At 72.2% G+C, this 14,615-nt stretch carries 14 protein-coding genes and 1 pseudogene; 1 reads left to right on the top strand and 14 read right to left on the bottom strand.

Features of this window, described 5'->3' with window-relative positions; all coding sequences use genetic code 11:
* Positions 1-38: 38 nt before the first annotated feature.
* The 4 genes from ACZ7LU_RS25955 to aroH form a co-directional block, all read right to left on the bottom strand.
* Complete coding sequence (locus ACZ7LU_RS25955) at positions 39-770, bottom strand: lysophospholipid acyltransferase family protein (protein ID WP_471918159.1); 732 nt, start codon at positions 768-770, stop codon at positions 39-41.
* On the bottom strand, positions 728-1,423 hold the full coding sequence (cmk, locus tag ACZ7LU_RS25950) for a (d)CMP kinase (RefSeq protein ID WP_398310161.1): 696 nt from the start codon (positions 1,421-1,423) through the stop codon (positions 728-730). The genes ACZ7LU_RS25955 and cmk overlap by 43 nt, the downstream gene beginning before the upstream one ends.
* A 141-nt stretch (positions 1,424-1,564) precedes the next feature.
* Complete coding sequence (locus ACZ7LU_RS25945; RefSeq protein ID WP_398310164.1) at positions 1,565-2,650, bottom strand: prephenate dehydrogenase; 1,086 nt, start codon at positions 2,648-2,650, stop codon at positions 1,565-1,567.
* A complete protein-coding gene (gene aroH, locus ACZ7LU_RS25940) occupies positions 2,647-3,015 on the bottom strand; it encodes a chorismate mutase (RefSeq protein ID WP_398310167.1) in 369 nt (122 codons plus the stop codon). Before aroH ends, ACZ7LU_RS25945 begins: the two co-directional genes overlap by 4 nt.
* Positions 3,016-3,123: 108 nt before the next feature.
* Here aroH and ACZ7LU_RS25935 point away from each other — a divergent pair, with 108 nt between their 5' ends.
* Positions 3,124-3,876, top strand: a complete 753-nt coding sequence (locus ACZ7LU_RS25935) for a nucleotidyltransferase domain-containing protein (RefSeq protein WP_471918158.1) — start codon at positions 3,124-3,126, stop codon at positions 3,874-3,876.
* On the opposite strand, the gene ACZ7LU_RS25930 is transcribed toward ACZ7LU_RS25935, so the two are convergent.
* From ACZ7LU_RS25930 to ACZ7LU_RS25885, 10 genes and pseudogenes are all read right to left on the bottom strand, one after another.
* Positions 3,793-4,560 (bottom strand): nucleotidyltransferase domain-containing protein, encoded by a 768-nt coding sequence (locus tag ACZ7LU_RS25930; protein ID WP_471918157.1) that lies wholly within the window; start codon positions 4,558-4,560, stop codon positions 3,793-3,795. The two genes, ACZ7LU_RS25935 and ACZ7LU_RS25930, sit on opposite strands and share 84 nt — an antisense overlap.
* 3 nt (positions 4,561-4,563) lie before the next feature.
* Positions 4,564-5,538 (bottom strand): ADP-ribosylglycohydrolase family protein, encoded by a 975-nt coding sequence (locus tag ACZ7LU_RS25925; protein WP_468315178.1) that lies wholly within the window; start codon positions 5,536-5,538, stop codon positions 4,564-4,566.
* 23 nt (positions 5,539-5,561) lie between these two features.
* Positions 5,562-6,287, bottom strand: coding sequence for an NUDIX hydrolase (locus ACZ7LU_RS25920; RefSeq protein ID WP_398310173.1), 726 nt, complete (start codon positions 6,285-6,287; stop codon positions 5,562-5,564).
* Between the two features lie 103 nt (positions 6,288-6,390).
* Entirely contained in the window at positions 6,391-7,533 is a 1,143-nt protein-coding gene (locus ACZ7LU_RS25915; RefSeq protein WP_398310176.1) for a pseudouridine synthase, read from the bottom strand.
* A 12-nt stretch (positions 7,534-7,545) separates the two neighbouring features.
* Positions 7,546-8,193 carry an SMC-Scp complex subunit ScpB gene (scpB, locus tag ACZ7LU_RS25910; RefSeq protein ID WP_468091344.1) on the bottom strand — a complete coding sequence of 216 codons (648 nt, stop codon included), beginning with the start codon at positions 8,191-8,193 and terminating at the stop codon, positions 7,546-7,548.
* A complete protein-coding gene (locus tag ACZ7LU_RS25905) occupies positions 8,190-9,137 on the bottom strand; it encodes a segregation and condensation protein A (RefSeq protein WP_471918156.1) in 948 nt (315 codons plus the stop codon). The genes scpB and ACZ7LU_RS25905 overlap by 4 nt, the downstream gene beginning before the upstream one ends.
* Before the next feature lie 19 nt (positions 9,138-9,156).
* Positions 9,157-9,768, bottom strand: a complete 612-nt coding sequence (locus ACZ7LU_RS25900) for a hypothetical protein (protein ID WP_398310185.1) — start codon at positions 9,766-9,768, stop codon at positions 9,157-9,159.
* Positions 9,753-10,925: a ParA family protein gene (locus tag ACZ7LU_RS25895; RefSeq protein ID WP_398310188.1), complete on the bottom strand. Its 1,173-nt coding sequence runs from the start codon at positions 10,923-10,925 to the stop codon at positions 9,753-9,755. Before ACZ7LU_RS25895 ends, ACZ7LU_RS25900 begins: the two co-directional genes overlap by 16 nt.
* A gap of 324 nt (positions 10,926-11,249) precedes the next feature.
* Entirely contained in the window at positions 11,250-12,365 is a 1,116-nt protein-coding gene (gene ald / locus ACZ7LU_RS25890; protein WP_362991203.1) for an alanine dehydrogenase, read from the bottom strand.
* A gap of 145 nt (positions 12,366-12,510) precedes the next feature.
* A pseudogene (locus ACZ7LU_RS25885) lies at positions 12,511-14,602 on the bottom strand (tetratricopeptide repeat protein).
* Between the last annotated feature and the right edge of the window lie 13 nt (positions 14,603-14,615).

Below are 14,615 nucleotides of genomic sequence, written 5' to 3'. Positions count from 1 at the left end.
CCTGCCTGTCGGGCCGGGGCACTACTGATAAGTCTCGCTCAGCGCCCGGTCAGGCGCCTGGCGTTTTCCAGGTGGGCGGTGAGCCGCTCCTGGATGCGCACGGTCGCCTCGTCCAGCGCCTTGCGCGTGCGCCGCCCGCTTCCGTCACCCGCGTCGAAGGGGTCGCCGAAGACGACGTCGACGCGGCTGCGCAGCGGCGGCAGCTGCTTTATCAACCGTCCGGGACGCTCGGTGCTTCCCAGCACCGCGACCGGCACGATCGGGGCGCCCGCCCGCACCGCGAAGTACGCGAGGCCGGCCCGCAGCGACGCGAAGTCGCCGTCCCCCCGGGTGCCCTCCGGGAAGATCCCGAGGACGCCGCCCTGCTCCAGGACGCCCAGGGCGCGGGTGATGGCCGTGCGGTCGGCGACCGAGCGGTCCACCTTCAGCTGGCCGATGCCGTGCAGGAAGGAGCCGAGGGGCCCGATGAACGCTTCCTTCTTGATCAGGAAGTGCGTCGGCCGGGGCGCGACGCCCATGACCATCGGGCCGTCGACGTTGTGCGAGTGGTTGACGGCCAGGATGACCGGGCCGCTCACGGGCACCCGCCAGGCGCCGAGGACGCGCGGCTTCCAGAGCCCGTACATGAGGCCGACGCCGATCCGGCGGCCGACCTCGGCGCCCCGCTCGGAGGCGGCCTTCTCGGCGGCGCCCCGCGCGGCGGCCCCCCGCGCGGAGGGAGCGTCGCTCACTTCGCGGCCCGCTTCTCCTCGACGAGGGTGACGACGCACTCGATGACCTGCTGAAGCGTGAGTTCGGTGGTGTCGACCTCGACGGCGTCGTCGGCCTTGGCCAGCGGGGACGTCTTGCGGCTGGAGTCGGCCGCGTCCCGCTTGATCAGGGCCTCCTGGGTCGCCTTGATGTCGGCGCCCTTCAGCTCGCCGGAGCGGCGGGCGGCGCGCGCCTCGGGCGACGCGGTGAGGAAGATTTTCAGGTCGGCGTCGGGCAGCACGGTCGTACCGATGTCGCGGCCCTCGACGACGATGCCCTTCTCCGCCGAGGCCGCGATGGAGCGCTGCAGCTCCGTGATGCGGGTGCGCACCTCGGGGACGGCGCTGACCGCGCTGACCTTGGAGGTGACGTCGGTGGTGCGGATCGGTCCTGCGACGTCCGTGCCGTCGACCGTGATGGTCGGGGCGGCCGGGTCGGTGCCGGAGACGATCTCGGGCTTGCCCGCGACGGCGGCGATGGCCGTCGGGTCGGTGAGGTCGATGCCGTTGTGGACCATCCACCACGTGATGGCCCGGTACTGGGCGCCGGTGTCCAGGTAGCTGAGACCGAGCTGGGCGGCGACGGCCTTCGAGGTGCTCGACTTGCCCGTGCCGGACGGTCCGTCGATGGCGACGATCACGGCTGCCGGGGCGGCGGTTTCGGCTGTTTCCACGGGGCGGTGGGCACCTTTCGCTGTACGCGGGCCAGGGAAGCGGGGCGCGACCGCGCCCCGCACAAGGTTACTGGCTCGCACACCCTGCCCCGACAGCCCCTGCGGAGATGGCCCGGGGCCCGGCCCGGAGCCCGTGTGCTCCTACTGCCTGATCGACCAGCCCTGCTCCCGCAGCGCCGCGGTCAGCACGGGCGCGGAGGCCGGCTCGACCATCAGCTGCATCAGGCCCGCCTGCTGTCCGGTCGCGTGCTCGATGCGGACGTCCTCGATGTTGACCCCCGCCCGGTCCGCGTCGGCGAAGATCCGGGCCAGCTGGCCCGCCTTGTCGTCGATGAGCACCGCGACGATCTCGTACGCCGCCGGGGCCGCCCCGTGCTTGCCGGGCACCCGGGTCCGGCCCGCGTTGCCGCGCCGCAGCATGTTCTCGACGCCGGCCGCGCCCTCCGACCGCTTCGCCCCGTCGGCGGACTGCAGCGCGCGCAGCGCGGCGACCGTCTCCTCCAGGTCGGATGCGACGTCGGCGAGCAGGTCGGCGACGGGGCCGGGGTTGGCGGAGAGGATGTCGATCCACATCCGCGGGTCGGACGCCGCGATCCGCGTGACGTCGCGGATGCCCTGGCCGCAGAGCCTGACGGCCGACTCGTCGGCGTTCTCCAGGCGGGCCGCGACCATGCTGGAGACCAGGTGCGGCATGTGCGAGACGAGGGCCACCGCGTGGTCGTGGGCGTCGGCGTCCATGACGACCGGCACGGCACGGCAGAAGGCGACGAGCTCCAGGGCGAGGTTCAGCACCTCGGTGTCGGTGTCCCGGGTCGGGGTCAGCACCCAGGGCCGGCCCTCGAAGAGGTCGGCGGTGGCGGCCAGCGGGCCGCTGCGCTCCCGGCCCGACATGGGGTGCGTGCCGATGTAGGTGGTCAGGTCGAGGCCGAGCGCCTCCAGCTCGCGGCGCGGGCCGCCCTTCACGCTCGCCACGTCGAGGTAGGCGCGCGCGGCGCCGCGCCGGATGACGTCGGCCAGCGTGGTGGCGACGTGCGCGGGCGGCACGGCGACGACGCAGAGGTCCACGGGGCCCTCGGGCGCCTCGTCCGTACCGGCGCCGAGCGCGGCCGCGGTGCGGGCCTGCTCCGGGTCGTGGTCGGCGAGGTGGACGGCGATGCCGCGGGAGGCGAGGGCCAGGGCCGCGGACGTGCCGATCAGACCGGTGCCGATGACGAGGGCGGTTCTCACTGGGCGATGTCCTTGCGGAGTGCGGCCGCGGCGCCGAGGTACACGTGCGTGATCTCGGAGCGGGGCCGGTCGGTGTCGATGTGGGCGAGGACGCGGACGACGCGGGGCATGGCGCCCTCGACGTCCAGTTCCTGGGCGCAGATCAGCGGTACGTCGGAGAGGCCGATGCCGAGGCCGCGGGCGGCGGCCGCCGGGAAGTCGGAGTGCAGGTCGGGCGTGGCCGTGAACCAGATGCTGATGAGGTCGTCCCCCGTCAGCCCGTTCCGCTCCAGGAGGGCGGTGAGCAGCGCGCTGACCTGCTCGCCCATGTGTCCGGCCTCGTCCCGCTCCAGCTGGACGGCGCCCCGGACCGCTCGTACCGCCACGTCGCTGCCCCTTCTCGTATTGCGCGCACCATATGTGAAGGCAAGCCTATCGGGGGTCGTGCGGACCTGGGGCGTACGGGCCGCGGACCCTGGCCGTACGCTCGCCGCATGCGCCCTCAGGACCTGGTACGCGACCACACCATCTACTCCTGCGTGATGGGCTCGCGCGCCTTCGGCCTGGCCACGGACGGCAGCGACACCGACCGCAGGGGCATCTTCCTGGCCCCCACCCCGCTGTTCTGGCGCTTCGAGAAGCCCCCGACGCATGTCGACGGGCCCGCTGACGAGCAGTTCAGCTGGGAGCTCGAGCGCTTCTGCGAGCTCGCCCTGCGCGCCAATCCGAACGTGCTTGAGTGCCTGCACTCCCCGCTCGTGGAGCACGTCACCGGCACCGGCCGCGAACTGCTCGCGCTGCGCGGAGCCTTTCTCTCCCGCCAGGCCCACGAGACGTTCGCCCGCTACGCGCTGGGCCAGCGCAAGAAGCTGGACGCGGACGTCCGCACCCACGGCGCCCCGCGCTGGAAGCACGCGATGCACCTGCTGCGGCTGCTGATGTCCTGCCGTGATCTGCTGCGCACCGGCGAGCTGCGGATCGACGTCGGCGAGCAGCGCGAGCCGCTGCTCGCGGTGAAGCGCGGCGAGGTCTCCTGGCCGGAGGTCGAGTCCTGGATGAACCGCCTCGCGGCCGAGGCGGAGGCGGCGGCGGAGCACAGCCCGCTCCCGCCGGAGCCCGACCGGGAGCGGATCGCCGACTTCCTGTTCCGTACGCGCCGGACGTCAGCCCTGAGTCCCCTGGAGCCGTACGCGGACGACGAGGTCGTGCAGAGCGTCGTACGCCGTGTGGGCACCGGGCAGGGCTGACTCCGCCTGCGCCGCGTCCAGGAGGGCGTGCAGCCGCTCCACGTCGGCGGCCACGCGCGCGTGGTCCACGTCGGCCCCGCCGTGCTCGGCCTCTGCCTTGGCGGCGATGAGCTCCGGAAGGTACGCGGGTGCTTCCGCCACCTCGCCGAGCAGCGTGGGCAGATGGGCGACCACGGCGCCGCGGCGCATCAGGTGGATGCCGGTCAGCAGCACCCTGAACGTGTAGAGCAGCGGCTTGAGCTCGCCGTTCTTCTCGAAGAGCCGCCACTGGGTCCCGGCGAACCCGCGGTAGTGGTGGGCGTGGTGGCTGGTGAGGACGGCCGGGGCCAGTGCGACGAGTTCCGCGTGGGCGTCGGTGGTGTGGACGACCAGCGGGGAGAGCAGCTGCTCCAGGACGTAGCCGTTGTTCCGCAGCATCAGCCGGACGAACTTGCGCAGGTCGTGCGTGACGAGGTCCATCTCGACCCCGTCCCGGTCCCACATCCTGGACCGGGTCTCGTCCGGTTCCCTCAGCCCCACCAGGTCGGTCACCGGCAGCAGGTGCACCCCGCGCAGGTCCACGTCCGAGTCGCGGGACGGGAAGCCGTACAGGTGCGCTCCCGAGACCGTCGCGAAGAGCAGCGGGTCGCGCTGCTCTTCGACGACGGAGCTCAGGTCGGCGTCGAGTCCCAGGTCCACAGTCATCCGTCAAGAGTCCCAGAGGGCTCCGAACTCCTGGAGCTCGGCCCCGTGTTCGATCCGGTCCGTCCACTCCGCCGGCCAGGCGTCCGCGCCGAGGTGGGCCCCCGCGAAGGCGCCGGCCAGGCAGGCGATCGAGTCCGAGTCCCCCGATGTGCAGGCGGCCCTGCGCAGGGCGGTCACCGGGTCGTCGACGAAGAGCAGGAAGCACAGCAGGCCGGTGGCGAGCGCCTCCTCAGCAATCCAGCCCTCGCCCGTGGCGAGGCAGGGGTCGGTCTCCGGTGAGGGTGAGCGCAGCGCGGCCCTGAGCCGCTCCAGGGCGTCGAGACACTCGTCCCAGCCGCGTGCGATGAACGCCTGCGGCGTCGCGTCCCCGCCCCGCGTCCACAGCTCGCCGAGCCAGCGCTCGTGGTACGTCTCGCGGTTCTCGTACGCGTACGAGCGAAGCAGTCCGACGAGTCCGGTCGGCTCGGTGCCCTCGGCGAGCAGCCGCACGGCGCGTGCGGTGAGGTCGGAGGCGGCGAGCGCGGTGGGGTGGCCGTGGGTGAGCGCGGACTGCAGCTGGGCGGCACCGGCCCGCTGCTCGTCGCTCAGGCCGGGGGCGAGGCCGAGCGGCGCGACCCGCATGTTGGCGCCGCAGCCCTTGGAGTGCACCTGGCTGGCCTCTTCCCAGGGCTTGCCGGTCTTGAGGAGGGAGCAGGCCTTCAGGCAGGTGTTGCCGGGCGCGCGGTTGTTCTCCGGCGACTGGTACCAGTCCACGAACTCCTCGCGCAGCGGCCGCTCCAGCCGCTTCGGGCCGAGGAGCCCCCGGTCCATGGCGGTGCGCAGCCCGCGGCTCAGCGCGAGCGTCATCTGGGTGTCGTCCGTGATGAACGCCGGTTTCGGCAGCTCCATCCCGCGCCAGGGCCCGCACTTGGCGAGGATCGACGGTACGTCGTTGAACTCGGTCGGGAAGCCGAGTGCGTCCCCGAGGGCGAGGCCCATGAGGGATCCGGTGGCGGCACGCTTCACGAGGACTGTCCTTCCGGGGCGGGGCGGAGCAGCGGCGGGTGCAGGGCGGTGGCGGTGCCGGCCCGGAAGAGGGCCGCGGGCTTGCCGCGTCCGCCGGTCAGCCGGGCGGCGCCGGGGACCGCCTCGACGAGCCCGGCGGTGCCGACCACCTTGCGCCGGAAGTTGGCGGGGTCGAGCTCGGCGCCCCACACGGCCTCGTAGACCTGGCGCAGCTCGCCGAGCGTGAACTCGGGTGCGCAGAAGGCCGTGGCGAGCCCGGTGTACTCCAGCTTGGCGCCGACCCGGTCGTGGGCATCGGCGAGGATCCGGTCGTGGTCGAAGGCGAGCGGCCGGTAGCCGGCGGGGCTGTACGGCAGCCAGGCGGCGCGGGCCGCGTCACCGCCGCCGTGGACCTCGGGCGGGTCCGGCACGAGCGCGGCGAAGGCGACGGAGACGACCCGCATGCGCGGATCGCGGTCCGGGTCGCTGTAGGTGCGCACCTGCTCCAGGTGCAGCCGTCCGACGTCCGCGATGCCGGTCTCCTCGGCGAGCTCCCGCCCCGCGGCCTGCTCGGCCGACTCCTCGGGCAGCACGAAGCCGCCGGGCAGGGCCCAGCGGCCCGCGTACGGCTCCTGGCCGCGCTCGACGAGCAGTACGTGCAGCGCGCCGTCCCGGACGGTGAACACCGCCAGGTCGACGGTGACGGCAAAGGGCTCGAAGGCGTACTTGTCGTATCCCTGCATGCACAACCACCCCCCTCTCTTTATGGTCTCGATGACTATAAAGAGAGGGGGGTGGTTCGGGCAAGCGATGAAGCGATCCCTACAGATCGACTTCCCGCATCTCCTACAGGTCGACTTCCTGCATCAGCATGCCGACCTCCGTGTTGGACAGCCGCCGCAGCCAGCCCGACTTCTGGTCGCCCAGGGTGATCGGCCCGAACGCCACCCGCACCAGCTTGTCGACGGGGAAGCCCGCCTCGGCGAGCATGCGCCGCACGATGTGCTTGCGGCCCTCGTGCAGGGTGACCTCGACGAGGTAGTTCTTGCCGGTCTGCTCGACGACGCGGAAGTGGTCCGCGCGGGCGTACCCGTCCTCCAGCTGGATGCCGTCCTTGAGCTGCTTGCCCAGGTCACGCGGGATCGGGCCCACGATGTGCGCGAGGTAGACCTTCTTCACGCCGTACTTGGGGTGGGTCAGGCGGTGCGCCAGCTCGCCGTGGTTGGTGAGCAGGATGACACCCTCGGTCTCGGTGTCGAGCCGCCCCACGTGGAACAGCCGCGTCTCGCGGTTGGTCACGTAGTCCCCCAGGCACTGGCGGCCCTCGGTGTCCTCCATGGTGGAGACGACACCGGCGGGCTTGTTCAGCGCGAAGAACTGGTACGACTGCGTGGCCACGGTCAGACCGTCGACCTTGATCTCGTCCTTCTCGGGGTCGACGCGCATGCCCTGCTCCAGGACGATCTCGCCGTTGACCTCGACGCGAGCCTCCTCGACCAGCTCCTCACAGGCACGGCGCGAGCCGTAGCCCGCGCGCGCGAGCACCTTCTGCAGGCGCTCACCCTCCTGCTCGGCGCCCGGGAACGTCTTGGGCGGGCTGACCTTCGGCTTGCCCGCGTACCGCTCGCGGTTGCGCTCCTCCGCCCGCGCGTCGTACTCGCGGGAGGTGGCCGGAGCCCAACGGCCCCGTCCGCTGCCCTGGCCCTGCTTGGGGCCGCCCTTGGCACCGCCGCGCGCCGAGGCGCCACGGCCCGACTTCGGACCGTTGTGCGTGCCGTCGGCACCTACGTCGTAGCGCCGCTCCTCGGGACGCGGCTTCTTCGGACGGCCGCTGCCGCCCTGCTTGTCGTCACGGTTGTTACCGGCACCCCGGTAATCGCCGCGGCCGCCGGTGCTTCCCCGGCCGCCGCTTTTGCCGCGGCCGCCGCTGTTGCCACCACGGCTCCCGCCGTTGTTTCCGCTGCTGTTCCTGCCGCTGCTGCTTCGCATCAAAGGTTCCGTCTAATCGGCTGTGTCCTGGGTGTACTCGTACCCCGGCGCATCGGGTGCGTCCGGGTCGAACGACGGAACGCCTTCCTGCGTCTCTCCTTCGATCGCGTCCGCCTCGGGGAGGAAGGGCGCGAGCTCCGGAAGCTCGTCAAGGCCACGCAGGCCCATCCGCTCCAGGAAGTAGTTCGTCGTCCTGTACAGGATCGCACCTGTTTCGGGTTCCGCGCCCGCCTCCTCCACCAGACCCCTCTGGAGGAGGGTGCGCATCACCCCGTCACAGTTCACGCCGCGCACCGCGGAGACCCTGGAACGGCTGACCGGCTGGCGGTACGCGACGACGGCGAGGGTCTCCAGGGCCGCCTGGGTGAGCCGCGCCTGCTGCCCGTCGAGGACGAAGCCCTCCACGGCCGCGGCGTACTCGGGCCGGGTGTAGAACCGCCACCCGCCGGCGACGAGCCGCAGCTCGAAACCGCGCCGCTGCACGGTGTACTCGTCGGCGAGCTCCCGCAGCGCGTCGGCGACGGCGCGCCTGGGCCGTTGCAGGACCTTCGCGAGGTGCTCCTCGGTGGCCGGCTCGTCGACGACCATCAGCACGGCTTCCAGAGCGGGCCGCAGCTCCAGCTCCGCGACGTCTCCCGCCCCCGCAGGGTGCTCGCTCACGCCTTGTCCTCCATCGGTTCGGGGGCCCGGTCGAACTCGTCGGTCACGGTCGGCTCCTCGGCGCCGTCCCCTCCGGTCCACCGCACCATCAGCTCGCCCAGCGGGTCCTCCTGGTCCAGGGCGACGGCCTTCTCTCGGTAGAGCTCGAGGAGGGCGAGGAAGCGGGCGACGACCGTGAGGGTGTCCCCCGCGTCCGCCACCAGCACCCGGAAACTCGTCTCGCCGTGCTCCCGGAGCCGGGCGACGACGAGCCCGGCCTGCTCCTGCACGGAGACCAGCGGAGCGTGGATGTGCTCGACGTAGACCTGTGGCTTCGCGCGGGGCTGCATCGCCTTCACGGCGAGCTCGGCGAATCCTTCCGCCCCGATGCTGATGACGACTTCCGGCAGCAGCTCGGCGTGGTGCGGCTCCAGGCCCACGGTCCGCGGATAGCGCCGCGCCTCGTCGTCGAGCCGCCCGCTGAAGATGTCCGCGACCTGTTTGTACGCGCGGTACTGCAGCAGCCGCGCGAACAACAGGTCCCGTGCCTCGAGGAGCGCCAGGTCGGCCTCGTCCTCGACCTCGGCGGTGGGCAGCAGCCGCGCCGCCTTGAGGTCGAGCAGGGTGGCGGCGACGACCAGGAACTCGGTCGTCTGGTCCAGGTCCCAGTCGGCCCCCATGGCCCGGATGTGCGCCATGAACTCGTCGGTCACCTTCGACAGGGCGACCTCGGTGACGTCCAGCTTGTGTTTCGAGATCAGCTGGAGCAGCAGGTCGAAGGGCCCTTCGAAGTTCGCGAGCCGCACCTTGAACCGCCCGTCGCCGGGCTCGGCCCCGGCGGGCTCGGCGGGCGCGGGCTCCGGCGGCTGCTCGGCGGACGGCTGCTCCACGGGCTCCGCCCCCGGGCCGCGCCCCAGGGAGCGGCGCCGGGCGGCGGGCGGTGCGGATTCACTGTTCGAGGCCATGAGGCCAGAAACGCTACCCCTACCGCCCGCGCAGCCGTCGTACGAGGATGCTCGCGTCCCCGCGGGACTCCAGATCGGCGAGGACGACCGCGACGGCCTCCCGCACGATCCGCCCGCGGTCGACCGCGAGCCCGTGCTCGCCGCGCAGCACGAGCCGCGCGTGTTCGAGGTCCATCAGCTCTTCGGCGGAGACGTACACGGTGATCTTCTCGTCGTGCCGCTCGCGCCCGCTGGGCCGCCGGTTGGCCGCCCTCGCCCGCCGCCGCGCCTGCGCGGTCGACGAGCCGGACTTGCCGCCGCCCTGGGCGGCCGAACCTTCCTGCGCCGAGGGTGCCGACGACGCGGCCGACGAGCGCCGTCCCGCGCCCTTCTCGGCGTCGCCCGCGGTGCGGCTGCGGGACTCGCCGGAGCCGGACTCCGCGTCGGTGGCCGCGTGTTCGGCGGGGTCACCGCCGTCGCCCTGCGCCGCCGTGTCCTCGGCCGATGCGGCCGTCTCGTCGCTCTCGCCCGCCGGGGCGGGCACCTTCGCCTCGCCGTTCGCCTGGCGGCGCGGGGACGACGACTGCAGCGCCATCCCCCCGGTCGTACGGAACAGTTCGTCGGCCCCGGGCAGACTCACTCGGCGTGACACCGGGCGAGCACCTCCCTGGCGAGCTGGCGATAGGCGGCCGCGCCGACCGAGTTGGAGGCGTACGTCGTGATCGGCTCACCGGCGACCGTGGTCTCCGGGAAGCGGACCGTGCGGCCGATGACCGTGTGGTAGACGTGGTCGTCGAAGGCCTCGACCACGCGCGCGAGCACCTCACGGCTGTGCACCGTGCGGGAGTCGTACATGGTCGCGAGGATGCCGTCGAGCTCCAGGTCGGGGTTGAGCCGCTCCTGGACCTTCTCGATGGTCTCCGTGAGGAGGGCCACACCGCGCAGCGCGAAGAACTCGCACTCGAGCGGCACTATCACCTTGTGAGCGGCCGTCAGGGCGTTCACGGTGAGCAGGCCGAGCGAGGGCTGGCAGTCGATCACGATGTAGTCGTAGTCCTGCATCAGCGGCTTCAGGGCGCGCTGGAGCGTGGACTCGCGCGCGACCTCGCTCACCAGCTGGACCTCGGCCGCGGACAGGTCGATGTTGCTGGGCAGCAGGTCCATGTTCGGGACCGCCGTCTTCAGGAGCACCTCGTCCGCGGCCATGCCGCGCTCCATGAGGAGGTTGTAGACCGTGAGGTCCAGCTCCATCGGGTTCACGCCGAGGCCGACCGAGAGGGCGCCCTGCGGGTCGAAGTCGACGAGCAGGACCCGTCGCCCGTACTCCGCGAGGGCCGCGCCCAGGTTGATGGTCGACGTCGTCTTGCCGACGCCGCCCTTCTGGTTGCACATCGCGATGATCTTGGCGGGGCCGTGGTCGGTCAGCGGGCCCGGGATCGGGAAGTACGGCAGCGGGCGTCCCGTGGGGCCGATGCGCTCGCGGCGCTGGCGGGCCGCGTCGGGCGCGAGCGTGGCCGCGTACTCCGGATCGGGCTCGTACTCGGCGTCGGGGTCGTAGAAGTGCCCCTGGGGCAGTTCCTCGTAGTCGGCGAGGTGGGTGTGGGTGTTATCGCCACTCCGGTCGCCGGCCATGGCGTTCACGTGATGGCCATCCATGCTCTGGGGTGCTGACTGTGTCGGCTGGGGGCTCTGCCGGGCTTCGAAGGTGCGGACAGCGACCGAGCCGACGGCCTCGAGCCCCACGGGACCCTGGTCCCGTGCAGACGTTCCTGGTTGACCACCCCCGGGAGCAAATGTCGACTCATTCACAAGTCGTCTTACCTCCTTGGTGACCAGGAAATTTCTCGATAGGTCAGCGTGGCACCATGCCGACGGTTGGCGACTCTATGGCGTGTCACCGGTCCACAGCAACACAATCCGCCGGACCCGGCCCGATGTGTCGGCAATGGAACACCCTTGTGTCAAGGGCGTGCGGCTCGCCATCGACGGCTTTCCGGGGTGGGCGAAACGGTTAAAGGGTTACGTTCAAGGCCAGTTGAGCGTGTCCACACTGATACGCATACGGCCGGACCCCTCTCAAGGTCCGGCCGTGGGCGTGAGATTGACGACTTTCGTTGACGAAAGCGGTCAGGTTCAGCCGAGGAGCGACTCCAGCTCGACGTGGTCGAGACCGTGGGCCTCCGCGACCTCCTTGTAAACGACCTTGCCGTCATGGGTGTTGAGACCCAGGGCGAGCGCGTGGTCGCGGCGCAGCGCCTCGACCCAGCCGTTGTTCGCCAGCGACACGATGTACGGCATCGTCGCGTTGGTCAGCGCGTACGTCGAGGTGTTCGGCACCGCGCCGGGCATGTTGGCGACGCAGTAGAAGACCGAGTTGTGGACCGGGAAGGTCGGCTCGGCGTGCGTGGTGGCGTGCGAGTCCTCGAAGCAGCCGCCCTGGTCGATCGCGATGTCGACAAGGACACTTCCCGGCTTCATGCGGGAGACGAGCTCGTTGGTGACCAGCTTCGGGGCCTTGGCTCCCGGGATGAGAACGGCACCGATGACGAGGTCGGCCTCAAGGCAGGCCTTCTCCAGCTCGAAGGCGTTGGAGACGACGGTCTGGATCTTCGTGCCGAAGATCTTGTCCGCTTCCTTGAGCTTGTTGATGTCCTTGTCGAGCAGGGTCACGTGGAAGCCCATGCCGATGGCGATCTGCGCGGCGTTCCAGCCGGAGACGCCGCCGCCGATGACGACGGCCTTGCCCGCGGCCACGCCGGGGACGCCGCCCGGCAGGACGCCGCGGCCGCCGTTGGCGGCCATCAGGTGGTAGGCGCCGACCTGCGGGGCGAGCCGGCCCGCGACCTCGGACATCGGGGCGAGGAGCGGGAGCGCGCGGTTCGCGGTCTCGACCGTCTCGTACGCGATGGCGGTGGTGCCCGACTCCAGGAGCGCGTCCGTGCACTCCTTGGACGCGGCCAGGTGCAGGTAGGTGAAGAGGGTCTGGTCCTTGCGGAGGCGGTGGTACTCCTCCGCGATGGGCTCCTTGACCTTGAGGAGCAGGTCCGCGGTGGCCCAGACCTCGTCGGCGGTGTCCAGGATCGTGGCGCCCGCCGAGACGTACTCGGCGTCCGTGATCGAGGAGCCGACGCCGGCGTTCCGCTCGATGACGACCTGGTGGCCGTGGCGCACCAGCTCGTGCACACCGGCGGGGGTGATGGCCACCCGGAACTCGTTGTTCTTGACCTCGCGGGGGATGCCGACCTTCATCGTCGATCACGGTCCTTGGCTCAGGGGATTTTTCGGGCAATGCAACGCATACCGATGCGTGTGGGGGCGCAGCGGGAGACACCGCAGAGGTACGCGGCGGAGCCAGTCTAATGAAGGATTTCGCGCTGTCTAGCCTTTCAATACTTCAATCTTCCGCAGATGCACTACGGATTTCGCAGGCGGAAGGCTCCGCTCCACCATTTGTTTCAAGCCTCGGCCCCCTCAGAGAGCTCACTTCCCAGCATGCGCTCGGCCGCGGCCCGGTGCAGCCGGGCGGCCGCGGGGTCCCCGAGCCGCTCCAGGGTGTCGGCGAGGCGGAGCTGCAGGGCGGCCTGCAGCCGGACGTCCTTGGCGTGCCGCGCCAGCTCGACGGCTTCCTGGCAGGTGCGCAAGGACTCCTCGGGCCGTCCCGCGTACTCCTGCACCCGGGCCAGCTCGCTCAACGCCCTTGCCTGGGCGGCCACATCGCCGTTCTTCCGGTGGCCGGTGACCGCCGAACTCCAGTTGCGCAGCGCCTCGCCGTAGCGCCCCGCGTAGGTGTGCACCGCGGCGATCCGGCCGTACAGCCGGGCGGCGTCCGCGCGCTCGCCGCGGGCCAGGCGCTGGGCCAGTGCGCGGCCGTACCAGTCGGAGGCCCGCGGCCAGTCCCCCAGCTCCTGATAGGCGCCGCCTACGGATTCCATCGCGCGCCCGGTCGCGTACGGATCGTTCGCCGCGCGTCCCGCGTCCAGCGCCGCGCGGTAGCGGACCAGCGCGTCCCGGGTCCGCCCCGTCCACGCGTCGAGATCCGCGAGGTTCAGCAGCGCCGCCGCCTGCTCGCGCGGCAGGTTCCGCCGCTCGGCCACGTCCAGGACGAGGCGGTGGATGCCGTACAGCTCGGGGGCCGCGTCCTCGGTGCCGCGGTGGGCGACCAGCGCCCTGACGAGAGCCGCCATCAGGCGCCGCGCGAGGGTGTCGAGCTCGCCGTCGGCCACCGCGAGCCGGGCGGAGGCGAGCAGCGCGGGCTGGCGGACGCGCAGCCACTCGGCGGCGGCGTGCGGGCTGGGGAAGCGCAGTGCGCGCGGCAGTCCCGCGAGCTTCTTGCGGGCGGCGGAGGCGTCCGGCTCCGTGACGGCCCGGCAGGACTGGAGCAGGCGCACGGTCCGCTCCAGCATCCGTGCCCTGGCCAGCTGGATCTCGGCGGGGCGGTCCTGGCTCCCGGTGCGGGCCCGCAGCAGCGGGACCAGGCAGCCGGGCACCTCGTACTGCCGGAGCGGGGAGTCGACGGCCCGTACGAGCCCGAGCGCCACGAAGTCGTCGAGCGTGGTCCCGGCCGCGGAGACCGAGCAGCCGGCGAGCGCGGAGGCGGTGTGCGCGTCGACGTCGCCGGCCGGGGCGAGGGAGAGGAAGCGCAGTATCCGCGCGGCGGCCGAGGGCAGCGAGGCGTAGGTGTGAGCGAAGACACGCGCGAGGGCCGAGCCCTCGTCGGGCATGTCGTGCACCCGTTTGGCGAGGTCGGCGACGGCTGCCTTGGGCCGCGCGGCGAGCCAGCCGCCGGCGAGGACGAGCGCCGCCGGATGTGCCGCGCACGCCTCGACGAGGGATTCCGCGGAGCGCGGGTCGACGGTGATGCGGACGGGCCCGGCGGCGCGGGCGAGGAGCTCGACGGCGGCCGCCTTGTCGAGGCCGCCGAGGGTGCACGGCCGGACGTCGGGGATGCCGGTGAGCGGTCCCTCGGAGACCGCGACGACCAGGCAGTCGGGTGTCTCCGGAAGCAGCGGGTCGACCTGTTCGGCGTCGGCGGCGTCGTCGAGGAGCAGCAGTGCCCTGCGGCCGGACAGGGCCTTCCGGAGGATGTCGGTGAGGTCGTCCTCGGCCGCCCCCGGGGGTGCGGGCACGCGCAGGGCGTCGAGGAGGTCGCGGGCGGTGCGCCCCGTGGGCACCCGGCTGCCGTCGGGCTCGGTGAGGCGGGCGCGCAGCACCCCGTCGGGGTAGTCGCCGGCGACCTGCCGGGCGAGTTCCTCGGCGAGCGAGGTGCGGCCCGAGCCGGGGCGGCCCGCGATGAGCAGCACGCGCGCGCGAGGGGCCTTGCGGCCGGAGAGGGTGTCGAGGCCCGCCCGGTCGATGTCGGCGCGGAGTTCCTTCAGTTCCCGGCGTCTGCCGACGAACTGACTCCTCGTCGGCTCCACCGGGGCACTCGCGGGCGGCGGCACCGCGCCGCCCGCGACACCGTCCGTGTCGACCGCCTGATCCGTCACGGGCCACGCTCCC

The sequence above is a fragment of the Streptomyces sp. NPDC039462 genome, from assembly GCF_055639375.1.
This window is presented reverse-complemented; position numbering and strand designations above follow the sequence as displayed.

Excerpts from the sequence above, each read along its gene's own strand:
- ACZ7LU_RS25905 (WP_471918156.1), bottom strand. The coding sequence starts at position 9,137 with ATGGCCTCGAACAGTGAATCCGCACCGCCCGCCGCCCGGCGCCGCTCC.
- ACZ7LU_RS25925 (WP_468315178.1), bottom strand. The coding sequence starts at position 5,538 with ATGGGCCTCGCCCTCGGGGACGCACTCGGCTTCCCGACCGAGTTCAAC.
- ACZ7LU_RS25915 (WP_398310176.1), bottom strand. The coding sequence starts at position 7,533 with ATGCGAAGCAGCAGCGGCAGGAACAGCAGCGGAAACAACGGCGGGAGC.
- ACZ7LU_RS25935 (WP_471918158.1), top strand. The coding sequence starts at position 3,124 with ATGCGCCCTCAGGACCTGGTACGCGACCACACCATCTACTCCTGCGTG.
- ald (WP_362991203.1), bottom strand. The coding sequence starts at position 12,365 with ATGAAGGTCGGCATCCCCCGCGAGGTCAAGAACAACGAGTTCCGGGTG.
- ACZ7LU_RS25930 (WP_471918157.1), bottom strand. The coding sequence starts at position 4,560 with ATGACTGTGGACCTGGGACTCGACGCCGACCTGAGCTCCGTCGTCGAA.
- ACZ7LU_RS25920 (WP_398310173.1), bottom strand. The coding sequence starts at position 6,287 with ATGCAGGGATACGACAAGTACGCCTTCGAGCCCTTTGCCGTCACCGTC.